Here is a 25,795-nt window from a genome sequence, read left to right as displayed (position 1 = left end):
TATTAGTGTTAGTTTTCTATCGTTTATTTTCGTCTAGACAATATAACTGGCCAATTGTGCTTTTTCTCTAGATGATAGCCGCACAGCAATATGAACACCATCATTTTGATATGTCTCTGTTAATACTTGGGCATTTTCATGTAAATAGGATAAAATCTTTCCTGCGGATAAAGGCAATAACAAATTGATTTTTTTATAATTGGTAAAAATTCGTTTTGTTATTAAATCAGTGAGGGTTTCAATAGATTTAATGTCAACTGCAGAATATAAAATGCCGCTGCCTTCAATTTGGGGATAATTGCGTTCCGACTTGTCAGCCTTATTATAGGCAGTGATCATCGGAGTATTTTTAACACCAATTTCATTAAGCACATTTTGTGTAGTGCGAATCATTTGAATCATATTAGGATCTGAAGCATCAACAACGTTTATCAATAAGTCGGCATCTTTTACTTCTTGTAAAGTTGCTTTAAAAGATTCAATCAAATTATGAGGTAATTTAGAAATAAAACCAACTGTGTCTGAAAGAATAAAACTAAAATTATTCTCTAAGTCAATTCTGCGCACATTTGTGTCTAAAGTTGCAAATAACATATTTTTAACAAAAACCTGTTTATCACTATGTTTGGAAAATTCTTTTAACAGCCCATTCATTGTGGTTGATTTGCCAGCATTGGTATAACCTACAAGCGCTACTTTAGGAATATGGTTTTGATTACGCCTTTTGGCCTTGATTTGTTCCTGCTTATCAATTGCTTGTAATTCTTTTTTTATAATAGAAATTTGTTTACCAATGGTGCGGCGGTTCAATTCCAGCTTGGATTCTCCAGCACCACGGTTGGCAAAGCCGCCGCCAGTTGAGCCACCATTACCGCGTTGCTGGTCCAGGGTATTTTCTGATGGATGCAAACGTGGCAATTCATACTGCAGGCGTGCCAGTTGAACCTGCAGTTTTGCTTGCTTAGTGCGTGCTCTACTTGAAAATATTTCTAAAATTAATTCGGTACGGTCAATTACTCGTAATTTAGTTAATTTCTCTAAGTTCCGAATTTGAACCGGCGTCAATTCATCATTGAGTACTAGAACTTTTGCTTTTAAACCGTGTGCCATATCCTTAATTTCATTGATTTTTCCTAAGCCAAAATAAGTGCCAGCTATTATATGTTCCTCATTTTGTCGAGCTTGTCCTACAACCTCCATGTTTGCAGCTTCTGTAAGGTTGGCTAGTTCACTCATGTAGTATTCAAAATTAGGATCATTTAAATTAGCTCCAGCAATAAATGCTTTTGTTTTACGTGGAGTATTTTCAATCATTTAATTCTCTTTCTGTACATAAAGTAATTAAGTAGTATTTCTCAAAAAAATTAAAAATTATTAATCCTCATGTTTCGTACTTCTTTTGCGTGTATGATAGTTTAATTTTAATACAAAACGCTTAGTTTACCAAAAAGAAGAAGTAAATTAAAAAAATAAATAATTAACCTTTTGTTAATGATATTACAAATTACTGCTTTTGATGGACTTGCCAGTAATATATAAATTATCTTGATAATAATAATGATTAATAGTTAAAATATAAGCAGTCTATATTTAAAGAAAAGCTAAATCATCAAAAGTAAAAAAAGCACATTTCAAAAAATGCGCTTTTTTGTTGCCCAAATCTCTAGTTAACTGATTGCACCAGAAATAATAGATAACCTTGACTTTTGCTTATTCAGTCGTCGTGCTTGAATATTGGTTAAAAACGATTACATCTAGAAAGAGGCTAAATAATGTCAAGCATTTACTTAGTGCTCATAGTCTACAAGAAGTTCGTAAATTACTTTTATCAATTTAGATTACTTACATAATATTCACCTGCTAATCAGAAAAAGCGACTACATAAATATGTGGTCGCTTTTATACTTGGCAGATAGAAAAAAAGGTGTATAATTCAATCTATTAAGGTACCTAACTAATTTAGAAATGGAGAGTATATTAAAATGGCACAAACATTAAGCTATCAATCTAATCAAAAGGTACAAAAAAATCGCTGGTGGATATTAGTTGCTGTGGGGCTGTTTACATTTATGTCAACCCTAGACGGTACGATTGTTAATATTGCTTTGCCAGTGGTCAGTAAGGACTTACATATTCCGATGAGTCAATCTGAATGGGTAGTTTCACTATATTTGATTGTAGTTTGCAGCTTTATTTTATTTTTTGGCAAATTAAGTGACACATATGGCAAAATAAAGTTTTTTCGCTTAGGAGCCATATTCTTTATTGCCGGTTCGCTTTTATCAGGAATTAGAATTGATTTAATATTTTTATTGCTGGCTAGGGCACTGCAGGCTTTTGGTGCTGCCATGACCATGGCTACTAATAATGGAATCATTACTGAAGTTTTTCCGGCTACTGAAAGAGGAAAGGCATTAGGTACAATCGGTTCTTTTGTTGCTTTGGGTTCCATTGCCGGCCCCGGACTTGGTGGCTTAATTTTAAGTCATCTTTCATGGTCTTATATTTTCTGGTTAAATGTTCCTGTTGGCCTGATAGCTGCAATAATTGGGGCTATATTCCTGCCTAAGGACATTACTTATACTAAATCCGCTTTAGATAAGGCCGGTTCTTTCAGCTTTGCTTTAGGTATGATTACTTTGTTTGGCGGTATTTTTTTAGGGCAGCAGCTAGGGTTTAGTTCTTTACTCGTTTTATTAATGTTGCTAGTAGGTCTGGTCAGTTTTATCTGGTTTATTTATGTTGAAAATCATGTAGCAAATCCATTATTGCAATTTAAATTATTTAAAAATCCAGATTTTTCAGTTAGTCTGCTTTGTGCATTATTAATTTTTATAACTAACTTTTTCTTTAATGTGGTCACTCCTTTTTATTTGGAAAATGCTCGTCACTTGTCACCGGGAAAAACAGGCTTAATTTTAATGATATTACCTGTAGTCCAACTGTTTGCTGCCCCAGTTGCTGGTTCTGTTTCTGATAAAATCGGTCCTAAATTGATTACTTTTATTGGTCTGGTGTTATTGCTGATCAGTCAGATTGGTTATACATTATGCGGTTTAGATTCATCTATGTGGTTATTCATAATTAGTATCGCAATTATGGGATTGGGCAGTGGCATATTCAGTTCCCCAAATAATTCTTTAGTTATGAGCTCAGTCGAGCAAAAAGATTTAGGCATTGCAGGCAGTATTAATTCACTTTCTCGAAATCTTGGAATGGTCATTGGTATATCAAGTGCTACTACTGTATTGTTTGCTGCGATGAGCAAAGCAAAGGGAGCAAGAGTTACCGCTTATCTGCCCAAACAACCTGAAATTTTTATTTATGGCATGCATGTAGTTTTTATTATTTCAATGGTAATTTGTTTGATTACGGTTCTATTGAGTGGATGGAGACTATTTAAAAATAATAAATAATTAAATATAAAAAATGTGTTGAAAATTTGATATGACCCACAAATTTAGGACAAATTTTGGGGTTATTTTTATGTCTAAATTATCCAAACAAGATAAAATTGAAATCTATCATCTTTAGCATGATTATCAAATCGGCCCCGCTGAGCTAAGTCAGCGTTATTAGGTTGGCAAATCTAATATTGGTTACTTGTTGGCTTTAATTGACCGTCACGGTCTAGCCATTTTAGATCAGCCTTTCACTGCTTATACAAGTAATTTTAAGGAGCAGGCTCTTAGGCGAATCATAGTTGACCATGAGCCCCTTTATCACGTAGCGCTAGATTTAGGTTTAAAAAGTCATGGCATGTTGTCCAATTGGCTGCGCGAATACCGTAAAAATGGGTATAATATCGTTAACAAGCAGAGAGGACGACCGCCCCATGACCAAAAGAGAACAGCTGATCAAACAGGAAAACCATCGACTCAAGCAAGAAAACGAACGCTTACGCCAGCAGAACTTAAAGCTGAAAATCGAGAACGAATTTGTAAAAAAATTGAGTGTCTTAGTCGACCAGCGGACCAAGAACCGCAAGCCTCGGAAATAGCCCAGGCAGTTACCCAACTAAGGCGCGAGCTTAAAGTCAGCGTAACTTTTATTCTTGATGCCATTAATGCCAATCCCAATCTGCCCCATCTATCCCGCAGCAATTACTACTACACTTTAAAGAAGAAGGACAAAGAGCGGGACAATCGAGAAATAATGGCTGAAATCAAAGCTATTTATGAAGAACACAAGCACCGCTATGTCTATCGCCGCATTACTGCAGAGCTTAGGTGTCGCGGTTTATTAGTCATTCATAAAAAGGTGCAGCGCCTAATGAACAAGCTGAAGCTGTTCGGCATAGTCAGTAAACGCTGGCTCAAATATAATAGCTATCGTGGCACTCAGGGTCCGATTAAGCCTGACCTGATTAAACGCAGCTTCAGTGCGGTTTATCCCAATCACAAATGGTATTCAGATATAACTGAGTTCAAGCTCAAAGGGCAAAAGACCTATTTATCACCGATCATTGACGGCTGCACCCAAGAGATTGTTTCCTATACTATTTCCCGCAGCCCCAATCTTAAGCAGACCATGGATATGTTAAAAAAGGCCTAGCACAAATATCCGGCCTTGAATGGCTTGATCTTCCATACTGATCAAGGCTGGCAATACCAAAATGGCCAGTTTCAAGCGTGGCTCAAAAATCATGGCATTAGCCAGTCAATGTCACGCAAGGGCAATTCGCTTGATGATGGGTTAATGGCAGGCTTCTTCGGGATACTCAAGCGAGAAATGTTTTATGGTTTTGAAAAGCACTTTAAGAATCTCACTGAACTGGAAGATGCGATTAGAGACTACATTGAGTATTACAATCATAAAAGAATCAAAATCAAACTAAAAGGACTAACTCCGATTGAATATCGGCAATTAGTCCTTAGTTAGCAGCTAATAAAGTGTCCTAATTTTAGGGTTCACATCAATTATAAAAATCAACTCTTTTTTATTTTAAAAAATAATTTTTTAATAATTATTTCTTCTTTTTGGCAATTTGGGTATATTATGGTAGAAGGAAAGAGCAAAACGAGGAGGTTTAGGATGAACCATAAAGTTGTGACGTATCCAGCTATTTTTAAACCACTGGAAAATGATATATATGTAATCAGTTTCCCTGATGTTAAAGGTGGAATAACTGAAGGGCAAGGCTTGCGTGAGTCAATGAAAATGGCTGCTGACACACTTGCCAGCCGTCTTTATAATAAAGCAGTGTTGCCCAAGGTCAGCAAGGTAAGTGATATTGAATTGCCAGATGATGGCTCATTTGTTGCACCGGTTTCTGCAGACCTAACCGAAGCTTCACGTGATCGCATTAATTACGAAATATAATATATAAAAAAGCATCCCAATTTCTTGGGGTGCCCTTTTTATTAACTTGTTCCAAAAACTTTTTATATAATTCTCGGGAACAAATTAATTATAATATATCTGAGTAAATTTTTCTAATAAATTTAGCTTCTTTTAGTAAAATTGCTTTAAAATAACCTTTAGATTAAAATGTTATCTGAAAAGCGCAGTACTATATCATTTTTTGAAAATTTAAATATAATTTTTCTGCAATAATTTGATTGAATAAAAGAAAGAATTGCAAAAAATCTTGTATTTTGAGCTCAAATTGACAATAGCACTATTTGAGTGCTATTTTTGAGAGAGAAAAAATTTGGGAGTAGATTATGCAAACAATTGAAAGTTCTATTTTGCGTGTTGCTGTTTCTGAAAAGGGAGCTAAGGTGGTTAACTTTGTTGCCCAAAATAGTCAAATTGATTATTTTAAAGATGCTGCTACGCAAAAAGCATTAGAAGTTATTTTTAGAGGAGCCGAGCAGAAGGAAAATCTAGCAGATATCCTGCCATGGACAGTTGTAGACAAGGGAGATTCACGTGTTAGTTTGGCTTTGATTGATGACAAATCTAGTTATAAAAGGTTCCCGTTTCACTTTGAAGGAATATTAACGTACGCACTAGAGGGAAGTGGAATTGATATTAAATTTTACCTGAAAAATAATTCTCATAAAGATATGCCGTTTTCAGTAAAATTCGTGATTCCAGTTTTTTCAGGCTGGAAAGTGAATACTAATGCTAACGAAATAGTGTTAAATAAAGATAAAACTAATTTAACTGTAGCTTCTCCTAATTTAACTTTAACGGCTGAAAGCAATCAGATTAGTGCTGCTTATAATGCTGCTACACTAGCTAGTGACAGTGATGAAGATCTAAGATTAACCCTAGCCTTGAGCTAAATAATTAATGATTTTATAAGATAAAATAGACAAACCAGCAATGGTTTGTTTTTTTTGTTATAATGTACTCATTGTAATTAAAATTTGGGCAAGTAAAAAGTTATGGATCACAACGATAATCATCTGAATAAAAGTCGAGTTGAATTACATGCAAAAGATTACCATAAAAAAAGACGTATTTTAGCATGGTTATCATGTCTTATAGCGCTTTTAGCTTCGGCTGTTTGTGTGTATTCAGCATATATTTATTTTCGTACAAAAGATACGGTTGATGACGCGTATGACGCTAAAAACAGCGTGCGGATTATAAAAGGTGAATTCAACGGTAAGAAAAAATTTGCGGTGTTGTTAATGGGCAGCGATACTGGAGCACTTGACCGTAAAGAGAAGATAGGCAACACTGACACCATTATTATTGTCGTTGTTAATCCCCAAAAGAAACGCTATACCTTAATGTCAGTTCCACGAGACACTATGGCTCAAATGGTTGGTGCCGAACAATTTCAAGTTAAAAAAATAAATGCTGCTTATCCTGTTGGTGGGGCTGCCATGTCGATGGCAAGCGTGTCTAAATTAGTAAATGTACCAATTAAGTACTATGTTTTGGTAAATATGAAGGGTATTATGAGTCTAATCCGTTATGTTGGTGGTATTAATATTAGACCTACTATGAGTTTTGAATATGGTGGCTACATTTTTAAAAAAAATCAGCTGACTCACATGGGTGGCGGTGGTGCTTTGGCGTATTCACGAATGCGTTATGATGATCCAGAAGGTGATTATGGTCGTCAAAAGCGCCAACGTCAAGTGATTACTACTATTATAAAAAAGGCAGTTTCAATTAATACTTTAACTCGCTTGGATTCAGTATTATCGTCAGTTTCTGGGAATCTTAAAACTAATTTACCCTTTGATGCATTGCGTCAGATTGCCTTCAATTATCGTGATTCCACTAAAGATGTGAAAAGCGATTATCTTCATGGGCACAATGCTACAATTGATGGTTCTTCTTATCAAGTGCAATCTACTAAAGAATTACAACGAGTATCAGATTACTTACGATCAGAACTTGGTTTACCCGAAACATTTATAAATAATAATGAAACTTATCAGAATAAGCGTAATAAAGTTGATGGCTTCAGTTTTAAAAACCCTGATAGTCAAGAATATCACATATATGAGGATTATCAAGATCAAAGTTATCAGGAAGAAGGTGACTATTGATAATGCGTTTGTGGTCAATCATTATTGGATATGGGTTTGGTTGTCTTCTCACTGCAGTGTTGATTTGTCGTTTTGCCCTGAATCAAGATCCTACAAAAGTGGGGTCAGGTAATCCGGGAACTGCAAATGTCGGAGCAGTTTTTGGAAAAAATGGGGAATATTGACTTGTCTTGGCGATATACTAAAAACTCTTATTTGCATTTTAATAGTACACTGTTTTTTTTCAGACAGTATTGCTTTGTTATATGCTGGGTTAGGATTAATGCTAGGCCACTGTTTTCCTCTTTGGAAACATTTTCATGGTGGTAAAGGTGTAACGATTGCTGTGATAGTAGCAGCACTATATGATACACCAGTAGCTGCAGTGACACTGTTAATTGCTTTTTTCTTGTTAATAGTATTACAAAATTTGACGGTTCCACCAATAGTTTTTATAATATTGTTCAGTTTATATGAATTTTTAACGACTCAGGAAGCCAGAATCGTATTATTGATTATGACGTTGATTATGGTCTATAAATTTAGATATGATCTTCGTGACTTTTTTGTCGGAAAAGGAAAAAAGTTTGATGTTTTATACTCAATTAAGAAAAAGTTGGGTATTAAGCGCGATAACTAATAGCATCATTTTTAGTGAGGAAAATAATTGGAAATATGAATAAAAATAAAAAATCTTTAAAAGCTATCCAGATAATCTGTCTGCTGGTAGCATCTCTGTTCATGCTGATCCAAATGTTCAACTTGAAAGGAATTGCTGCCAGAGCAAATTTTTCATTTGTTCGTTTTATGCCAAATATGTTGCATAATGCGACTTTAATGATTGTTCCTATGATATTTGGTGCTGTTTATAGTAAGAAAAAACAAATTATTAGCGAAAGTTTGAAATACTGGTTGTTAGGCAGTGTGACTCTGATTGTCTATTACATTTTATTTTTCTTTATAGTTCCTACCCGCTTTAACATGTGGCGTGTATGGGGCATGCTGTTTCCGATCATTACCAGTACATCCGTTTTGTTTTCTGGTTTGATTTTCTGCTTGCTGATTCAGCCACATTTGTATGATTTTTTGCATAAGTTGACAATTAAGCAAAACCTCTTGGTGTTGAGCTTATTAACTCTGCTCGGCTTTTCTTTAAGTGCTGGCAACCTGTCATTTCAATATTCGCTATACGGTCTTTACTTGGTTTTATTTTTTGCCTGGGGCATGTTTTTAGCTAATGTCCATATTGGCAAAAAATTGCTCATCATATCTTTAATTAGCGGTTTTCTTTCTTTCTTCATTGTGATAATCGGTGTTTCTGGGTTCGATGCTGTTTACTGGTCACAAATTATTTCTGGCAACGGGGGTGGTGACTGGAACAGAGAGTTCTTAAATAATCCTTCCTCTCCGTTCATGTTTTTACTGGTAGTAGCTGTTTTCTTATTATTTAAAAAAGTTATTATGACTTTTAATAAAAAGCAAATGCGCTATTTTATCCCAGTAATCATGATCATGGATGCACCCATTTCTCCGAGGTTTATGAGAGCGTTTCAGTTCACTGACTCCTCAATAGTTAGCAAGTTGGTTTTGCTTGTTATTATGTTATTAATTGTGATTGTTTGGTACCAGTTACTTGATCGCTATTTGTTCCAAATCAATCCGTTTGCAAAAATGATTAATTATTTAGATAACGAACCTGATTTAGCTAAGATATGTGAAAAAGTATGGGCACTCTTTACCAAGTTTATAGTTACTAATAGAGTAAATTTGCTTACTTGGGCCTGGTTCTACATTCTAAGTTTTGGTTCTTTCTTAATTGAATCTGATAACTTACGAATTCAAATAAGTACAGCTTCTACAATTAATGCGATAGTTTATCTTCTAGGAACTAAATTCTTTGCCATGATTTTAACAACTATCTTTCTTGATGCGTTGTTCTCCATCTTTTACTTTGTAACTACACGATACTGGACTTCTAACATTTTAGTCAGTTTGATTGCGATCGGTTGGGCTGTTGCTAATAAGATTAAGCTGATTTTGCGTGGAGAGCCAATTTATCCGACTGAGCTCAGTGAAATTGTCAATTGGAAAACATTAATTCCAATGATCGGTAAGACTACTGTCATTGTGATTTTAGTTGCACTCGTTGTAGTTATTGCTCTTGATATTTTCTTAGAGTTAAAATTCCCTGTTAAAAAGCGCGGATCATGGAAGAGACGTGGTATTTGGGCACTTTTAAGCTTATTATTATTTGTAACGCCATTGCGCTTTAACCATGACGGCGGAGTTATCTATCATATCAATCGTGGTTTTGATAATAAGCAAAGGTTCCGTAATCCAGAACGTGATATTCAGGTAAATGGTCCTGTACTTAATTTCTTGAATTATATTGATTTGCAAATTATGGATCAGCCTGAGGGATATTCGGAAACAAGTATTAAGCAGTTAAATAATAAATATGAAAAAGTTGCTGCTAGGATAAATAAGAAACGCAAAAATACTCTTAAAGATCAAACTATTGTCTTTAATTTGAGTGAAAGTTTTGTTGATCCAAGCACCTTCCCTACGATTAGATTCGATCGTGATGTTCCAAATCCAGTTAAATTTATCCAGTCGATGAAGTCACGCTCAACCTACGGTAATATGTTGAGTGCTGGTTATGGTGGTGGTACTGCCAACATGGAATGGGAAACCTTAACTGGTTTGAATATGGGTATGTTCAAGTCTACTTTGACCCCTTACGTTCAGATTGTGCCAAATTATGACTTCTACCCAACAATAGGGATGAACTTTGATTATAAATCTGCAGTCCACCCATTTATTGGTACTTATTACTCAAGACAGGAAGACTACCATAGATTTAAGTTTGATAAGTTTATCTATGTTGGTTCAAAATATAAAATTATTGACCAAAAGAAGCTAGGTAAGAGCGGTTATAACTCTGACTTCACTACCTACGCCAACGGACTAAAAGAAATCAATTCACGTAATGGCGGCCAGTTTATCAACCTGATATCAATTCAAAACCACATGCCATACAATAACTGGTACCCCAACAACGAATACATGGGTAAGATTTCGGGAGAGTTGTTCAAGTCTCCAGCAGTACGTGATCAAATGGCTACCTATGTCAAGGGTACGCAATATACTGACAAGGCAGTTGAGCAATTTATCAAGCAGATTGATAAAATTCAAAAGCCTATTACTCTAGTCTTTTATGGCGATCACTATCCAAGCATTATTTCTCAAAACTATACTGCTAAGTATCCGGTACAAATGCATTCAACGCGCTACTTTATTTACTCAAACAAGTATGCTCGTCAACATGGTGCTAAGACTAGGTTGCCGCGTAGGGCTAATAACTTCGTCAGCTCGAGTGACTTTATTGCTATGATGCTGGAACAGACTGATTCGAAAGTTACTCCTTACCAGGCTCTGTTAACAGAAGTTCATAAAAGATTACCCGCAATTACTATTAACTTTAAAGGTGATAAAGGCTTCGAGTTAATTGGAAGGCAAGGACAAGTAATAGAACCGAAATACTTGACCAAGAAGCAGCAGGAAGTTTTAGCCGATTATGAGGCTATTCAATATGATATGACAGCAGGTAAAGCATATGGCTTAAAGATTAAAGGCTTCTATAAGTAATAAAATTGTGTTGACTTATTAAGAAAAAATGAGTATTATCATTATAATAAATTTTAAGTAGCACCTTGATTCAGCGTTCAGAGAACTAGCGGTTAGTGTGAGCTAGACAGGTCAAGAGTAGCGAAATACGAGTTGGGTGGTTCCCATAAAGACCGTAATTAAGGCACTTGTCATTGAAGTGCGAACGTGGGTGGTACCACGGCTGAAAAAAGTATTTAGTCGTCCCTAGATTCTTAAACGAATCTAGGGATTTTTTATTGGAGGAAAAAGATGGCAAACTTTGATATTTTAGCAGACTTAAAATGGCGTGGAGCGATTAACCAGCAGACTGATGAAGCAGGACTGACCAAATATTTGCAAGACCACGATGACATAGCCCTTTATTGCGGCACTGATCCCACTGGTGATTCACTGCATATCGGTCATCTTATTCCCTTTATGATTTTAAAAAGGTTTCAGCTGGCTGGATATCACCCTGTGATCGTTATAGGTGGCGGCACAGGAACAATTGGTGACCCCTCTGGACGTAAGTCAGAGAGAGTGCTCCTTAGTGCAGAAAAATTACACGAAAATGAACTTGCTCTGACTAAGCAAATGGAAAAATTGTTTGGAACTGATAACTTTCAAATTGTTAACAACGCAGAGTGGCTTGATAAATTAAGTTTAATTGAATTCTTGCGTGAATACGGCAAGCACTTCCAAGTTAATAATATGATCAATAAAGACGTGGTTGCCAGTCGCCTGGAAAATGGTATTTCATTTACCGAGTTTTCATACCAGATTTTACAGGCCATTGATTTCTACCAGTTAAATAAAAATTATGGTGTTCAAATGCAAATTGGTGGTAGCGATCAATGGGGCAATATCACAGCAGGAATTGATTTGATCCATAAATTAATGGGATCAGACAGACAGGCCTTTGGTTTGACTATTCCATTAATGCTAAAAGCCGATGGCACTAAATTTGGTAAATCAGCTGGTGGTGCAGTTTGGCTTGACCCAGAAAAGACCAGTCCTTATGAATTTTACCAATTCTGGATCAATCAGGATGATCGTGACGTTGTTAAGTACTTGAAGTACTTTACTTTCCTTAGTCATGAAGAAATTGATGATCTAGCGGAGCAAGTAAAAGCTGAACCGTGGAAGCGGACAGCGCAAAAGACATTAGCTAGAGAAGTAACAAAATTCGTTCACGGAGAAGCAGGCTTAAAAGAAGCAGAAATGATCACAGATGGTTTGTTTTCCGGAGATATTAAAAATCTGTCAGTTAAGCAGATTAAGCAGGGCTTAAAGAGTGCACCTGCAGCCGAATCAACATCTCAGAACAAAAATATTGTAGACTTCTTGGTTGACACCAAAATCGAACCCTCTAAGCGCCAGGCTCGAGAAGATGTGACTAATGGAGCAATTTATGTGAACGGAGACCGTGAGCAGTCGGTAGATTTTGAAGTTGATCCTTCTAAGGCATTTGATGGTAAATATGTCATTATTAGAAAAGGTAAAAGAAAATACACTTTAGTTACAATTAAAGATTAATCTAAAAGAGGCAGTTGCTATTTTCGCAACTGCCCTTTTTTAACTCCAATTAAGAGAGTATAATAAGAAACACATCATTTTTTAATTTAGGAGGATAAAAATGCGTGCACGCGTAATACTTTATAATAAAGAAAATAAGGATGTTTTATTAATCCACAGATTTAAAAATGGTCGTAACTACTGGGTAATACCTGGTGGTGGAGCTAAAGGACATGAAACTCCAGTTGAAACTGCAATCAGAGAAATTGAGGAAGAGTTAAATATTCAGCTAAGACCAACTGATCTGATACATTTTTTTAAATATGAAGGAAAAGAGGATGAGGAAATTTTTTATGCTAAAATTCCATATATAACTGCACCTAAAATCAGTGGTGAAGAAAAAGGGCGCTCGAGCAGCAATAATGTTTATCAACCAGAATGGATAGCAGCTAAAGAGCTGCCAAAGATTAATTTAATGCCACCTGAAATAGCTGCTAAAATAGTAACTCTGATTTGACAAAAAAATGCGGTGAATTCATACTATTAAATTAGTAAGATATATATTGATATACGTTAATAGGAAAAAAATGGCTCACAGAGAAATTTTAGTAACAACTACCGAAAATATACCTGGTAAAAAATATGAAATTATTGGTGAAGTGTTTGGTTTAACAACTCAGTCTAAAAATTTGGTTAAGGATTTTGGAGCTAGTCTTAAATCAATGGTTGGCGGAGAAATTCACAGTTATACTAAAATGCTTGAAGATTCACGCAGTCAGGCATTGAGTAGATTGCGAAAAAGTGCTGAAGATGAAGGAGCAGATGCAATCGTAATGATGCGCTTTGATTCTGGTTCGATTGGTGGAGACATGCAATCTGTTGTTGCTTATGGTACTGCCGTAAGATTTATTGCAGACAACGAATAGATATAGTATTATTTGAAGTATTCGCTCTATAAGAGATGGATGCTTTTTTATTATTGTTAATTTGCCACTTTAGCTCAGGAGGCAGAGCACCGCCGTGGTAAGGAGGAGGTCCTCAGTTCAAATCTGGGAAGTGGCTTAGTTTTATAGCGGATAATTATGGCTATGTTTCTTTTTCCTGTATGATGTAAAAATAAAGCAGCTTTTAAAGTTGTTATGATAACATTTATAAACTACTTTTATGTATAAAATTTTGTCTTAAATAAGTTTAAATAAATCAATAATCTTATAATTTTATGTTGTCTAAATTACGCGCTAGTTGGCTTGAATTCTCATTCGGTTGCTGCCAAGCCGCTACCGTCTCTACCAGTTGCAACGACAAAGGATTTTAATAAGTTACAGAATCTCTCTAAAAAACATGGCACTCATTGTATTAAAGCAAGAAAGTGGTATGCAAGCTTTGTTCCTGGCAATAATGTTGAGGCGTATCGCTATCTTAAATCACATAAAAGGACAGGAACTAAATCTGACCTAGGAGTTGATGACTGGGATATTTTTGTAGGTGCCGGAACAATTGCTGGTAAACGTTATTTCATTAGCAATATTGAAAACAGAGATGGAAAAACAAAGTACATGATTCCAGCAGAGTATTGTCATGTACCTTATGGCTACAAGTTTAAAAAAGGTCATGCTACAGTCCATGATTATATTGGCTCATTGGCAAATGCCTGGAATGGTTACACAGAATTAGATAATGAATATGGTCGCGCATTTACCGAAGAAAATATCATTTATAGTAATAAAGAAGATGCCACCTGTACTGTTACCTTCAAGGAAGATGGAAAAACACGAGGTAAATACAAAGGTTTCTGGATTGGGCTATGCCAATAAAATTCAGGGTTGACGGCACTGATACCTACAAAAATTATTATCCGCTATACAACTACGTGCCAAATGGTGAATTAGTTGTGGGTTATATTAAGACAGAAGATTTGAGTCAATTTAAACGCGCAACAGTTAAATATGATCACATTGGCACAATTACTAAGAGCCATAAATTTAAACCGGCTCATAAAAAGTTAGATATGTAGTTAATGTGAGTGAATTTACGCCTATATTAGCTGCTATATGCTTATAGACATTTTTGACCAATATTAAATAAATTTGGTCAAATTTAAAAAAAGAGATAGACTATTAAACTAGTAGTATAAATTACTAAAGTTAATAGTCTGTTTTTTTATAATATAAAGGGTAATAAAGCTAGTAATAGCTGTTGTCGTACTCATAAAAATTAAAATAACTGAGCATTTTGGTGCCTAGGGGACTTTAAATTGCCTAAGTAAAAGCCAAGCCATTATTGGAACTGCTTATTTTATGAAAAAGTATTTTACAAATTAGAAAGGAAATTAACTTGGATTTAACTAAAGTAACTGATTTTGTTAAAGAGCAGTTGAAAAATGAAAAAACAGGGCATGATTTTTATCATGGACAACGAGTAGCTCATCTGGCCAGCAAAATGTATTTACAGGATAATCCTGATGCACATGAAGATAGCCGCATGGTTGCTATTATTCAAACTGCGGGATATTTACACGATACTATTGATGAAAAAATCTGTGCTGACCCTGATCAAGTTCTTGCCGACATTAAAGAACTGCTTCCTAAAGTGGGTTTTGCTTCCCTAGAAGTCAAAGATATTTTATTCACTATGCAACATATGTCTTTTTCCGCTAATATAGAGCATCATTATCAATTGCCAGTATCAGGAGAATATGTACAAGATGCTGATCGCATTGAAAGTTTGGGTGCAATTGGCATCGCCCGTGCGTTTACATATGGCGGTGCTCATGGCAATGTGATATACGACCCCAGAATCAAACCACAGAAGCTTGTAAGTCATGAACAATATCGTGAACATACAGAAACAACAATTAACCATTTTTATGAAAAACTGTTTCATTTGGCTGATTTAATGAATACTGCTGGAGGTAAAAAAGAAGCGCAAAAAAGAACGGAATTTATGCGTGATTATGTGAAAGAATTTATGACTGAATGGAATGTTTAAGCTGCATATAGCCTTATGTGGCTTTTATTTTGCTCTTTTTAAAAACACGAACATTAAAAATCAAAGCAAGTCTAACTGACTGGAAAATTTGATTTGGGGATTTTCCATTTTTAACAGTGCCCTCTTGCGTTCAAGACCAGCGGCATAACCAGTTAAAGATCCATCACTGCCAATTACACGGTGACAGGGAATAATTAAACTAATTGGATTATGTTTGACTGCATAGCCAACAGCGCGCGCCAAATTTATCTTATTTTGTGCTTTTTGTACGCGATTAGATAATTCTTTATAAGTGACTAGTTCACCATAAGGTACTTTTTGTAATTCTTTAAGCACTTTTTGACTAAAAGTAGACCCATTGGGTTTAATTGGTACAGCAAATGGATCAGGAGTTTGGCCAGCAAAATAGTTCGTTAGCCATTTTAGAGTTTGTTTAATAGGTCTAGTTGCAAAAACTTCGGCAACATTCAAATCATAGCCGGCACCAAAATATTTTTGACCGTTAAACCATAATCCTAATAAATTATTTTCGTTACTTAAAAGCGTTAATGTTCCTAATTCTGATTCGAAAAATTCTTTATATAGCTTCATTTTATTTCTTCTGTAATAAATAAATTTTTTACTGTATTATACGTTAATTCCTGAACAATAGGTGATTTCAATTTTTAGCACTAAAGCTTACTCAAGATTTAGCAGCTTAACCAGTTCTATACGAAAATTTTAACTTTTTTCATTGTTGTATACAAAACATTATGAATAAAGCTTAGTTTCGTTTTCATGAAAAAATAGAAATGCTATCAGATCAACACTTTATCTTGTAGTGATTTTTTGACAATGGTACCAGATGTGGTATGTTAATTAATGTAAAAAATAGGAGGTCACAAGATGAAGTCAAAATTTAGAAAATTCTTTTCCATTAGTGCGGTGGCAGTCGCTGCAGGATTAGCGCTTACAGCATGCTCAGGTAAAAAGCAGGGAGGTAGTAGTAATTCGAGCAGCAGTGCCAAGCACTCCATTGCGCTAATTACTGATACTGCTGGGGTCAATGATAATTCTTTCAATCAGTCTGCATGGCAAGGATTTAAAGAATACGGCAAAGATCACAGTCTTAGTCGTGGACGTAATGGCTACCAGTATTTTCAATCTGGCAGTGCTGCAGATTTTGAACCCAATTTTGATCAAGCAAGCAAAGCTGGCTATCAGACAATTTTTGGTATTGGCTATAGCTTAAAAGACGCTGTCAAAGCAGCTGCTAAAAAGAATCCTAAAAAGAACTACGTTATTGTTGACGAAGTAATTAAGGGGCAGAAGAATGTGGCCTCCGCCAATTTTAAGAGTGAGCAAGCTTCTTACTTAGCGGGTGTTGTAGCAGCAACTGAAACAAAGACCAACGTCATTGGTTTCATTGGTGGTGCTCATGGCAATATTATTGACTTGTTTGATGCTGGTTTTACTAAAGGTGTTAATGATCAAGCCAAAAAGCTGCATAAAAAAATTACACTGCTAAATCAGTATGTGGGTGATTTTAAGAGTGCAGACAAAGAAAAAGCCATTGCTCAGTCAATGTACGCTAAAAAAGCTGATATTATCTTTCATGCTTCTGGTTTAGCAGGCAATGGTCTGTTCCAAGAAGCTAAATCTATTAATCAAACTAGAACAGGTGCTGAAAAAGTCTGGGCTATTGGTGTTGACTCTGATCAATCACATTTAGGCAACTATAAAACTAAAGATGGTAAAAAAGATAACTTCGTTTTGACTTCTGTGATTACTGGTGTCAATGTTGCTACCCGAGATATTTCGAACCGTGCTTATGAAGGTAAATTCCCAGGTGGCCAGCAATTGGTTTATGGCCTAAAAACCAATGGTGTCTCAATCAAACACGGACAAATAAGTGCTAAAGCTTGGCAATATTCACGTCAGGCACGTAATGAAATAATTAAGGGCAATATTAAAGTGCCAATTCACCCAAGTAAATAGTTCGTTGATAAGCCGATTTCTTTATCTAAATCTTACCAAAAAAATAATTATCTTGAATTAATACGTATTTTATTATAATATTAGTTATGAAAAGTTCGTATTTTGTGGAGGGTAATATAAATGGGTAAGAAATTTACGAAATTTTTGTCATTAGGAATCTTAATGGCTTCATTTACTTTGTTTTTGAATGCTTGCTCGGGAAAAAAGCAGGGAACAAGCAGTCAAAACAAGAAGGACAGTATTGCGTTAATTACGGATAGCAACGGTATTAACGATCAGTCCTTTAATCAGGCTGCTTGGGCCGGTTTTAAAGATTATGGTAAAGAACATAACTTTAAACAAGGCAAAGGCTACCAGTATTTTCAATCTAGCAGTGCCACTGACTATACGCCTAATTTTAATCAGGCTGCCAAGTCTGGTTATCAAACAATATTCGGTATTGGCTATATGTTAAAAGATTCAGTTAAGGCTGCTGCCAAGAAGAATCCTAAGAAAAATTTTGTAATTGTTGACGATGTGATAACTGGTCAGAAAAATGTAGCTTCTGTTACTTTTAAGAGTAACGAATCATCATATTTGGGTGGTGTAGCTGCAGCTTATTCAACTAAAACTAATAAAGTTGGTTTTATCGGCGGAGCAAAATCTGCAATCATTGATACTTTTGAAGCAGGTTTCAAACAGGGTGTAAAAGACGCTGCCAAAGCTCAACATAAAAAGATCAGTGTCAGCACGCAATATATCGGAAACTTTACTTCAAATGATAAAGCTAAGTCAATTGCACAATCTATGTACGCTGACAACTGTGATGTAGTCTTCCAAGCTGCCGGTTCTGCCGGTAGTGGAGTTTTCCAAGAAGCTAAAGCACTTAATCAAACTAAGTCGGAAAATAAAAAGGTTTGGGTAATTGGTGTTGATGTTGATCAGGAAAACCTGGGAAACTACAAAACAAAGGATGGTAAAAAGGCTAACTTTACTTTAACTTCTGTATTGAAGGGACTAAATGTTGCAACCAAATCTTTAGCTGATGATGCAGCCAAAGGTAAGTTCCCTGGAGGAAAGCACCTGGTTTATTCATTAAAAGGCAATGGTGTTTCAATTACTAAAGGCAATCTGACACCAAAGGCATGGATTGCAGTACAAAAGGCTAAGCAGCAAGTAGTTTCCGGAAAAATAACAGTAGCGCAGAATTAAAGTAAATTAACGTTTAAAACTCTTTGTGTAAATTTATGCAAAGAGTTTTTTTAGAAAAAGGAAATTTACGCAAAATGAAAGATATGACGAACGTAATAGAGATGCGCCATATTGTGAAGGATTTTAACGGTTTTAAAGCCAATAATGATATTAATTTGACTTTAAGGAAAGGTGAAATTTTAGCTCTTTTGGGAGAAAATGGTGCAGGTAAATCAACTTTAATGAGTATTTTATCTGGCTTGATTACCCCTACCGCAGGTTCAATTTTGGTTCGGGGGAAAAAGGTTAATATTAAAAATCCAACTGTCGCAAAAGATTTGGGTATAGGAATGGTACACCAGCATTTTATGTTGATGGATTCCTTTACTGTTTTAGAAAATATCATTTTGGGTCATGAAACTACCAAGGGTCCTAAACTGGATTTTAAAAAAGCAGAAAAGCAAATAATGGCCTTGTCTGAGCGTTATAACTTAAATGTTGACCCATTGAAAAAGGTCAGTGAGATTACGGTTGCTCAACAGCAAAGAGTGGAAATTTTGAAAGTTCTTTACCGTGGAGCAGACATTATGATTTTTGATGAGCCCACTGCTGTTTTGACCCCCCAGGAGATTACAGAATTTATTCAAATACTGCATGAACTGGCAAAAGAGGGCAAATCAATCATTTTAATTACACATAAACTGGAAGAAATCGAACGAGCAGCTGATCGTGTAACTGTGATTCGTGCTGGTAAAAGCGTAGGAACTTTTGATGTCGCTAATGTTGATAATAATCGTCTGGCAGAATTAATGGTGGGACGTCACGTTAACATGCAGGTTAATAAGTCCACAGAAAAAGGTGGACGCACAATGTTGCAAGTTGAAGACTTACATGTTAAAAACAAACAAAATGTTGCGGTAATTAAAGGTTTGTCTTTTGAATTGCATGCTGGAGAAATATTGGGAGTCGCTGGTATTGATGGCAACGGTCAGGATGAACTTGTCAGAGCTTTAACCGGTTTGCAACATATTGATTCTGGCAAAATTTTGATTGACGGTGAAAATATGACTAATCGTAAGGTACGGCAAATAACCGAAAAGGGCGTGTCATATATCCCTGCTGACCGACAAAAATATGGTTTGATCCTGCCTTTTTCAGTTTCTGATAATTTGGCTTTACAAACTTATTATAAGGAACCATTTTCTCGCCATAACGTGATGCATTATGATGTAATTCATGAACATGCCAAGAAATTAATTAAACAATTTGATATCAGAACTACAAGTGAAAGAATGCCTGTAAGTGATTTATCTGGAGGTAACCAGCAAAAAGTCATTATTGCCCGTGAATTGAGTCGCGACAGTAATTTAATTATTGCTTTTCAGCCGACTCGTGGCCTTGACGTTGGTGCCATTGAATATATTCATAATCAGCTCTTAAATGAGAGAGCTCAGGGCAAAGCAATTTTGTTAATATCTTATGAGCTTGATGAAATTATGCAATTGTCAGACAGAATTATTGTGCTTCACGATGGTAGAATTTCTGGTGAAGTCAAGCCAGAAAATACTAGTGATGAAGAATTAGGTTTGTTAATGACCGGCGTTAAGAAAGAAGGTAATGCACTTGCTTAAAGTTACACTAAAAACCAAGAAAATCTTAGTGCCAATCATTTCTATTTTGGCAGGCTTTTTAGTCGGAGCAATCATCATGCTGGTTTGGAGTTACAATCCGTTTCAAGCATATGCTTCAATGTTTTCCAGTGCGTTAGGAAACATGAACGGCATAGGTGAGACGATCCGTGAAGCTACCCCGCTGATTTTTACCGCTATTGGTTTTGCTATAGCTTCTACTGCCGGTTTTTTCAATATTGGCTTGCCTGGTCAGGCTCAAGCTGGCTGGTTATCTTCTATCTGGGTGGTTTTGGCTAATCCTAATATGCCTAAGGCAATTTTGCTACCTTTGGCAGTAATAACAGGCATTCTGGCTGGCGCACTTGTTGCTGGTATTGCTGGTTGGCTCCGTGCACAATTTGGGACTAATGAAGTCATAACAACCATTATGATTAACTATATTGTGCTTTATTCGTGTCAATATTTAATGCAACAGGTTATGTCATCTAAATTGCGTATTGATACTGATACTACTAAAACAATTGCTGATAATGGCAGCTTGAAAATTGGATGGCTTAGCACAATGTTTGGTGATTCACGCATTAATGCAGGTATTTTTATTGCTTTGGTTGCAGTTTTTTTATATTGGTATTTAATGAGAAAAACTACTACAGGTTTTGAAATTCGTTCAGTTGGTACCAATGCTGAGGCGAGTCGTTATGCAGGAATGTCAGCCAAAAAGAATATCATGCTTTCTATGTTATTATCTGGTGGATTTGCTGGCTTAGGCGGTGTTGTTCAAGGTCTTGGCACATATCAAAACTATTTCACCCAAACGACCAGCTTAGATATCGGGTGGGATGGTCTGTCCGTTGCTCTTCTTGGTGGTGGGACAGCTGTTGGCATTTTACTGGCTTCACTATTATTTTCAATTTTAAAAATTGGCGGTCTAGGGATGCAAACCATTGCCGGTATTCCTTATGAAATTGTTTCAATAGTAATTGCTGCTATCATTTTCTTTGTTGCTATTCAATATGTAATTGGATTATTGTTTAAAACTAAAAGGGCTAAAGAAATCCAAAAAGATACAGCGACTGAAGAAACTGAACCAAATAATGTTACAGTGAGTTCTACAAAGACCCAGGGAGGACAAAATTCATGAATTTAGTTACAATTTTAGCGTTAATTGTGTCATCGACTTTTGTCTATTCAGCACCATTAATTTTTACCGCTTTAGGCGGTGTTTATAGTGAAAATTCAGGTATTACCAACATTGGCCTTGAAGGAATAATGACAATGGGCGCTTTTTCTGCCATTGTGTTTAACCTGACTTTTGCTTCTAATTTTGGTAAAGCAACTCCTTGGATTGGTCTTCTTGTTGGGGGAGTTGTAGGTTTGCTATTTTCACTGCTCCATGCTGTAGCAACCATTAATTTTCACGCCGATCACATCATCAGTGGAACTGTCCTCAATCTTATGGCTCCACCATTAGGAGTGTTTTTAGTCAAAGCTATATATGATAAAGGTCAAACTGAAAACATTACGCAGAGCTTTGGTTATTTTAGTTTTCCAGGCCTTGCTAATATTCCTGTTATTGGGCCTGTTTTCTTTCAAAATACTTCTGCACCTGCCTGGCTGGCAATAATTGTATCAATCTTATTATGGTGGATTTTGTATAAAACTCGTTTTGGCTTGCGTCTGCGTTCCTGTGGTGAAAATCCTCAAGCTGCTGATACTTTAGGGATCAATGTTTATGGTATGCGTTACGCTGGCGTGCTAATATCCGGCTTTTTAGGCGGAATTGGCGGAGCAGTTTTTGCGGAAGCAATTTCAGGCAATTTTTCAGTTTCTACTATTGTTGGACAAGGTTTTATGGCGCTGGCAGCCATGATCTTTGGTAAATGGAACCCATTAGGGGCAATGCTAGCTTCGCTTTTCTTTGGTTTTGCTCAAAGTATCAGTATTATCGGCAACCAATTACCGTTCTTTAGTCACATTCCTGCTGTTTACATGCAGATTGCTCCTTATGTAATTACCATTTTAGTTTTAGTTTTGTTCTTTGGAAAATCCGTTGCTCCAGCAGCAAATGGCCAGAACTATATTAAGTCAAAATAGGGAAGAATAATGAAAGAAATTTATTTTAATCATGACGGTAATATTGATGATTTAGTATCATATTTGTTACTCTTGCAAGCACCGGAGATTAAATTATTAGGTGTTAGCGCAATTGATGCGGATGGTTACGTTGACCCGGCTGTTGAGGTGTGTCGAAAGATGACAGACCGGTTTAACTTAAGAGGCGATCAATTAGAAGTTGCCAAATCAGATTCAAGAGCTGTCAATCAGTTTCCAGAAGCCTGGCGTAAAGCGGCATATTCATTTAATTATTTGCCGTTATTAAACGAATCTGGGAAAATGATTACTAAAATGGCAGTAAAACCGGCTCATTTAGACATGGCTGAAAAAATTTTGGCAGCAAAGCAACCTGTCACGTTAGTTATGACGGGACCTTTAACCGATTTGGCTCGTGCGCTGGATACTAATCCCAAAATGGCGGATAAAATTGAACAGTTATACTGGATGGGCGGTTCTCTTGATGGTCATGGTAATGTTGTTCAGGTTAATGTTGATGGTACACAAGAATGGAATGCCTTTTGGGATCCGTTTGCTGTTGATAGGGTTCTGAAATCAAATATTCCTATGCAAATTATCGGTCTTGAAAGTAGTGAAGAATTACCATTAACTGATGAATTAAGAATGCATTGGGCCAGTTTGCGTGAACATCCAGCTGTAGACTTGGTTGCGCAAGGCTATTGTCTGCTGGTTAATCCCCCAATTCCAAGCTCGCAACTTTATTTTTGGGATGTATTAACGACAATTAGTGCTCTTTATCCGGAAGTCGTTTTGGCCACTGAAAAGCACAAGGTAAAGGTGGTTACACAGGGATTGGCTGCAGGACGAATGGAAGATGATCCCAATGGACGCGAAATTACTTTGGTAACTAAAGCAAATAAAAATTTATTCTTTAAAAAATTTGATGAGCTATTATTACGTGGCAAGTAAATAATTTTTTATAATATAAAAAAGACGAAATTCGTTTTTGAATTTCGTCTTTTTCTATTAGTTATAAATTCGCTTAAGCTAGTGAATCCCAAGCTGGTAAGTCTGTAATTGGACCCTCAGCAATAGCTACTTGTTCTGGTGTCAAGTACTTTTTGTGGACAACAACTTCATAAACATAGTCATTGAACCAATCATTATTCATAACAAAGAAACCTTTGTCACCGTTCTTTTCGCCCCAGGAATTTTCAACTTTCCATTGACGCACATGGCCACCATCTTCATCAACACCAACAAAAGCCATAGCATGAGTTGAAGCGCCGGCACCGGTACGCAAGCGGTCAGCTTTGGACATCTTGAGGTCAACACCAAAGAGATCACTTAGTTTATATAAGTCGCTGTCAAGATATCCCTTTTTACGATCGCTTTGTTCACCAACATCATTACCAAACCAAACAGCTTCACCATCTTTTAATTGGTTAACAGCTGCAGTTTCCAAGTATTCCATTGGTACATTCAAGAATTTGATGCGGTATGATCCTTCAACGTTATCTTCAAATGGCAGTCCATATAATTTATCATATTCATGATCTGGTGCATTAGACAATACAACGTAATCATTAAAGTCAACATCGCCCATGTATTTATGCAAAAATTCTAGTGGAGTTAAATCTTTGTCCAAATGATATTTCTTGTCATCATCACGGTATTCCAAGTCAAATTTCTTAGGTGGTTCTCCAACTGCAATTGCTGTTATTTGGTAAATTTCACTTAAGAACTTCTTACGGGCCTTTTCTATTTCATCATCTTTACCGTCTTGCTTTAATTTGCGTAAAACCAGAGCGTCTTTTTTCAGTTTATCGCCCAAAGCTTTACCTAAACCGGCAGTGTTATTGGTATTAAAACTTTCAGGCATTGCATAGGAAGGCACAACACCGTATTTTTCAATTAAAGCGGCACCCATGTGGAATTGCCCCCCGTCTGTGCCAGCACTGTCTAAATATGCTTTCACGGTACGGGAATCAAGTGGTTCATCAGCAGTATCTAAAATATTGTCATAAAAAATATTTGCCCGTTCAACTTTGTCCCAGAAAAAGTTGTAACTTTGTGAGAAAGTAAAATTCTTGCAGTGATATTTTTTGCCAAAATAATGTCGTAAAATATTTAAGGTGGCAAATTCCCAGCAACGACCTGACTGGCGCTGGTTAGTAACATTTTCAGTATCCAGCTCTGTTGAAAATACCCGAGTCAATTCGCCTTGAACACGTTCATTGTAAGATGCTGCAAAAACACCGCTTTTTTGAGCAGCTCGTGCCACAACTTGATTTTGCGGCTTTTCATTAAAGTTTTTCGCAAACTCTTCTAGTTCTTGAACAGTTAGTTTGTGAGCCATAATATATATTCTCCTTTTTTAATCTATTTTTAAATTACCTTATATTTTAATCTAAAAGAAAAACGAGTTCAATAGCTGACCACGCTTTGGTTTTATAATCCTAAAACTTGTTTCTTCTTAGCCGAAAATTCTTCTTCAGTCAATATCCCCTCATCAACTAACTCTTTTAATTGCTTTAATTCTGCAATCATATCTTGAGTATTATCTGTTGTATTTTGTACTGGAACATTTTGAATACTTTGTTGGTAATTCTTTGACATGCTTTTAATAGTATCTGCTAAAATTGGTGCAGCAGTTTTATCTAAATCGTTAAGAAAAATATTTGTTGCTCCATTAGTTATTTGAATGTCAGATAAGAAAAGTCGCGTTTTTATTGATACACCATTAATCATATTAAGTGGTATATCTGTAAAATCTCCCCCAATAAACATGTTCTTATTAATTATCATTACACGCATGTTTGTACAAATTATCAGTGCAGTATGATTATCGTAATTGCCACTAGCTGCATACTGGATACTCTCACCGCCTGCAATATCAATATTATCTGACAGGGCTCTTAATTCTTTATTGTTAAACCAAAAATCAAAAACTTTCTTATCAATTAATTGTTTTTTAATTTCATCTGGTATGTTCAATTTATTTATTTTTTTAGCAGCACTCGAAGCTCGATTTTCTATGTATATGTCATTATTTTTGCTCAATTTATACTCCTCCTAAGGAAAAATTGCCCTAGGTTTAACGTCACTGGCTGTGGTGGACTGGTCAGCTATTATTTGAGATTAATGACTAATAATCTTGAAATTGGAAAAAGAGTAGAAGAAAGAGTTAAGCCTAAACTTTAGCAGTCCTAGTATTAACAATAACAAAGATGCAAAATTTTAAATATTAAATTTTACTGATATTATTAGATTAAAACTATTGCAAATAGATATCAATTGTCTTTGCGAATTTTAAATACTATATAAAAGAACCTATAGATGGAAATGCAAAAATAA

At 35.9% G+C, this 25,795-nt stretch carries 21 protein-coding genes, 1 tRNA gene and 2 pseudogenes; 20 read left to right on the top strand and 4 right to left on the bottom strand.

Annotated elements, in window-relative coordinates; genetic code table 11:
- Positions 1-33: 33 nt before the first annotated feature.
- Positions 34-1,314: a GTPase HflX gene (gene hflX, locus ERK18_RS01360; protein WP_187153969.1), complete on the bottom strand. Its 1,281-nt coding sequence runs from the start codon at positions 1,312-1,314 to the stop codon at positions 34-36.
- A gap of 668 nt (positions 1,315-1,982) precedes the next feature.
- On the opposite strand from hflX, the gene ERK18_RS01355 reads away from it, so the two are divergent.
- From ERK18_RS01355 to ERK18_RS01290, 14 genes and pseudogenes are all read left to right on the top strand, one after another.
- Positions 1,983-3,416 carry an MFS transporter gene (locus tag ERK18_RS01355; protein WP_187153968.1) on the top strand — a complete coding sequence of 478 codons (1,434 nt, stop codon included), beginning with the start codon at positions 1,983-1,985 and terminating at the stop codon, positions 3,414-3,416.
- A gap of 130 nt (positions 3,417-3,546) precedes the next feature.
- Positions 3,547-4,881: pseudogene (locus tag ERK18_RS01350) on the top strand (IS3 family transposase).
- A gap of 153 nt (positions 4,882-5,034) precedes the next feature.
- Entirely contained in the window at positions 5,035-5,322 is a 288-nt protein-coding gene (locus ERK18_RS01345; RefSeq protein WP_187153967.1) for a type II toxin-antitoxin system HicB family antitoxin, read from the top strand.
- Between the two features lie 344 nt (positions 5,323-5,666).
- On the top strand, positions 5,667-6,233 hold the full coding sequence (locus ERK18_RS01340) for an aldose epimerase family protein (RefSeq protein ID WP_187153966.1): 567 nt from the start codon (positions 5,667-5,669) through the stop codon (positions 6,231-6,233).
- A gap of 102 nt (positions 6,234-6,335) precedes the next feature.
- On the top strand, positions 6,336-7,457 hold the full coding sequence (locus tag ERK18_RS01335; protein ID WP_187153965.1) for an LCP family glycopolymer transferase: 1,122 nt from the start codon (positions 6,336-6,338) through the stop codon (positions 7,455-7,457).
- Positions 7,457-8,076 (top strand): annotated as a pseudogene (locus ERK18_RS01330) (glycerol-3-phosphate acyltransferase). The gene ERK18_RS01335 and the pseudogene ERK18_RS01330 overlap by 1 nt, the downstream one beginning before the upstream one ends.
- A 26-nt stretch (positions 8,077-8,102) precedes the next feature.
- On the top strand, positions 8,103-11,084 hold the full coding sequence (locus ERK18_RS01325) for an LTA synthase family protein (RefSeq protein ID WP_187154258.1): 2,982 nt from the start codon (positions 8,103-8,105) through the stop codon (positions 11,082-11,084).
- Between the two features lie 270 nt (positions 11,085-11,354).
- Positions 11,355-12,620, top strand: coding sequence for a tyrosine--tRNA ligase (tyrS, locus tag ERK18_RS01320; protein ID WP_187153964.1), 1,266 nt, complete (start codon positions 11,355-11,357; stop codon positions 12,618-12,620).
- Positions 12,621-12,720: 100 nt separating this feature from the next.
- Positions 12,721-13,116, top strand: a complete 396-nt coding sequence (locus ERK18_RS01315) for an NUDIX domain-containing protein (RefSeq protein ID WP_187153963.1) — start codon at positions 12,721-12,723, stop codon at positions 13,114-13,116.
- A 70-nt stretch (positions 13,117-13,186) separates the two neighbouring features.
- Positions 13,187-13,525 carry a heavy metal-binding domain-containing protein gene (locus ERK18_RS01310; protein ID WP_187153962.1) on the top strand — a complete coding sequence of 113 codons (339 nt, stop codon included), beginning with the start codon at positions 13,187-13,189 and terminating at the stop codon, positions 13,523-13,525.
- Between the two features lie 63 nt (positions 13,526-13,588).
- Positions 13,589-13,661 (top strand) — tRNA-Thr (locus ERK18_RS01305).
- A gap of 185 nt (positions 13,662-13,846) precedes the next feature.
- Positions 13,847-14,413: a hypothetical protein gene (locus ERK18_RS01300; RefSeq protein WP_187153961.1), complete on the top strand. Its 567-nt coding sequence runs from the start codon at positions 13,847-13,849 to the stop codon at positions 14,411-14,413.
- Positions 14,404-14,613: a hypothetical protein gene (locus ERK18_RS01295; protein ID WP_187153960.1), complete on the top strand. Its 210-nt coding sequence runs from the start codon at positions 14,404-14,406 to the stop codon at positions 14,611-14,613. Before ERK18_RS01300 ends, ERK18_RS01295 begins: the two co-directional genes overlap by 10 nt.
- Before the next feature lie 320 nt (positions 14,614-14,933).
- Positions 14,934-15,587 carry an HD domain-containing protein gene (locus ERK18_RS01290; protein WP_187153959.1) on the top strand — a complete coding sequence of 218 codons (654 nt, stop codon included), beginning with the start codon at positions 14,934-14,936 and terminating at the stop codon, positions 15,585-15,587.
- A 60-nt stretch (positions 15,588-15,647) separates the two neighbouring features.
- Here the strand turns inward: ERK18_RS01290 and ERK18_RS01285 are convergent, their stop codons facing one another.
- Entirely contained in the window at positions 15,648-16,178 is a 531-nt protein-coding gene (locus ERK18_RS01285) for a methylated-DNA--[protein]-cysteine S-methyltransferase (protein WP_187153958.1), read from the bottom strand.
- 294 nt (positions 16,179-16,472) lie between these two features.
- Between ERK18_RS01285 and ERK18_RS01280 the strand changes: the two genes are divergently transcribed.
- The 6 genes from ERK18_RS01280 (at position 16,473) to ERK18_RS01255 (ending at position 23,407) form a co-directional block, all read left to right on the top strand.
- The gene (locus tag ERK18_RS01280; RefSeq protein WP_187153957.1) at positions 16,473-17,564 is read left to right on the top strand and encodes a BMP family lipoprotein; all 1,092 of its coding nucleotides are present in this window, start codon (positions 16,473-16,475) and stop codon (positions 17,562-17,564) included.
- 120 nt (positions 17,565-17,684) lie between these two features.
- Positions 17,685-18,755, top strand: coding sequence for a BMP family lipoprotein (locus ERK18_RS01275; protein ID WP_187153956.1), 1,071 nt, complete (start codon positions 17,685-17,687; stop codon positions 18,753-18,755).
- Positions 18,756-18,829: 74 nt separating this feature from the next.
- On the top strand, positions 18,830-20,365 hold the full coding sequence (locus ERK18_RS01270) for an ABC transporter ATP-binding protein (protein ID WP_315984342.1): 1,536 nt from the start codon (positions 18,830-18,832) through the stop codon (positions 20,363-20,365).
- On the top strand, positions 20,358-21,506 hold the full coding sequence (locus ERK18_RS01265) for an ABC transporter permease (RefSeq protein ID WP_187153955.1): 1,149 nt from the start codon (positions 20,358-20,360) through the stop codon (positions 21,504-21,506). Before ERK18_RS01270 ends, ERK18_RS01265 begins: the two co-directional genes overlap by 8 nt.
- The gene (locus tag ERK18_RS01260; protein ID WP_187153954.1) at positions 21,503-22,459 is read left to right on the top strand and encodes an ABC transporter permease; all 957 of its coding nucleotides are present in this window, start codon (positions 21,503-21,505) and stop codon (positions 22,457-22,459) included. Before ERK18_RS01265 ends, ERK18_RS01260 begins: the two co-directional genes overlap by 4 nt.
- A 9-nt stretch (positions 22,460-22,468) precedes the next feature.
- A complete protein-coding gene (locus ERK18_RS01255; protein ID WP_187153953.1) occupies positions 22,469-23,407 on the top strand; it encodes a nucleoside hydrolase in 939 nt (312 codons plus the stop codon).
- Positions 23,408-23,480: 73 nt separating this feature from the next.
- Here ERK18_RS01255 and ERK18_RS01250 read toward each other — a convergent pair whose 3' ends face one another.
- Together ERK18_RS01250 and ERK18_RS01245 are read right to left on the bottom strand one after the other, a co-directional pair.
- Positions 23,481-24,797 carry a C1 family peptidase gene (locus tag ERK18_RS01250; RefSeq protein ID WP_187153952.1) on the bottom strand — a complete coding sequence of 439 codons (1,317 nt, stop codon included), beginning with the start codon at positions 24,795-24,797 and terminating at the stop codon, positions 23,481-23,483.
- A 92-nt stretch (positions 24,798-24,889) separates the two neighbouring features.
- Positions 24,890-25,501 carry a PH domain-containing protein gene (locus tag ERK18_RS01245; protein ID WP_187154256.1) on the bottom strand — a complete coding sequence of 204 codons (612 nt, stop codon included), beginning with the start codon at positions 25,499-25,501 and terminating at the stop codon, positions 24,890-24,892.
- Positions 25,502-25,795 lie beyond the last annotated feature (294 nt).

This window comes from Lactobacillus kimbladii, assembly GCF_014323605.1.
In the GTDB taxonomy this organism is placed as follows: Bacteria; Bacillota; Bacilli; order Lactobacillales; family Lactobacillaceae; genus Lactobacillus; species Lactobacillus kimbladii_B.
Note: the sequence above shows the minus strand (reverse complement) of the source record. Positions and strands in the feature narration are given on the sequence as shown.

What these genes read in the sequence shown, in the direction of transcription:
- ERK18_RS01280 (WP_187153957.1), top strand. Translation starts at nt 16,473, where the DNA reads ATGAAGTCAAAATTTAGAAAATTCTTTTCCATTAGTGCGGTGGCAGTC.
- tyrS (WP_187153964.1), top strand. Translation starts at nt 11,355, where the DNA reads ATGGCAAACTTTGATATTTTAGCAGACTTAAAATGGCGTGGAGCGATT.
- ERK18_RS01270 (WP_315984342.1), top strand. Translation starts at nt 18,830, where the DNA reads ATGAAAGATATGACGAACGTAATAGAGATGCGCCATATTGTGAAGGAT.
- ERK18_RS01355 (WP_187153968.1), top strand. Translation starts at nt 1,983, where the DNA reads ATGGCACAAACATTAAGCTATCAATCTAATCAAAAGGTACAAAAAAAT.
- ERK18_RS01295 (WP_187153960.1), top strand. Translation starts at nt 14,404, where the DNA reads ATGCCAATAAAATTCAGGGTTGACGGCACTGATACCTACAAAAATTAT.
- ERK18_RS01335 (WP_187153965.1), top strand. Translation starts at nt 6,336, where the DNA reads ATGGATCACAACGATAATCATCTGAATAAAAGTCGAGTTGAATTACAT.
- ERK18_RS01315 (WP_187153963.1), top strand. Translation starts at nt 12,721, where the DNA reads ATGCGTGCACGCGTAATACTTTATAATAAAGAAAATAAGGATGTTTTA.
- ERK18_RS01250 (WP_187153952.1), bottom strand. Translation starts at nt 24,797, where the DNA reads ATGGCTCACAAACTAACTGTTCAAGAACTAGAAGAGTTTGCGAAAAAC.
- ERK18_RS01285 (WP_187153958.1), bottom strand. Translation starts at nt 16,178, where the DNA reads ATGAAGCTATATAAAGAATTTTTCGAATCAGAATTAGGAACATTAACG.
- ERK18_RS01345 (WP_187153967.1), top strand. Translation starts at nt 5,035, where the DNA reads ATGAACCATAAAGTTGTGACGTATCCAGCTATTTTTAAACCACTGGAA.
- hflX (WP_187153969.1), bottom strand. Translation starts at nt 1,314, where the DNA reads ATGATTGAAAATACTCCACGTAAAACAAAAGCATTTATTGCTGGAGCT.
- ERK18_RS01275 (WP_187153956.1), top strand. Translation starts at nt 17,685, where the DNA reads ATGGGTAAGAAATTTACGAAATTTTTGTCATTAGGAATCTTAATGGCT.
- ERK18_RS01310 (WP_187153962.1), top strand. Translation starts at nt 13,187, where the DNA reads ATGGCTCACAGAGAAATTTTAGTAACAACTACCGAAAATATACCTGGT.
- ERK18_RS01255 (WP_187153953.1), top strand. Translation starts at nt 22,469, where the DNA reads ATGAAAGAAATTTATTTTAATCATGACGGTAATATTGATGATTTAGTA.
- ERK18_RS01340 (WP_187153966.1), top strand. Translation starts at nt 5,667, where the DNA reads ATGCAAACAATTGAAAGTTCTATTTTGCGTGTTGCTGTTTCTGAAAAG.
- ERK18_RS01260 (WP_187153954.1), top strand. Translation starts at nt 21,503, where the DNA reads ATGAATTTAGTTACAATTTTAGCGTTAATTGTGTCATCGACTTTTGTC.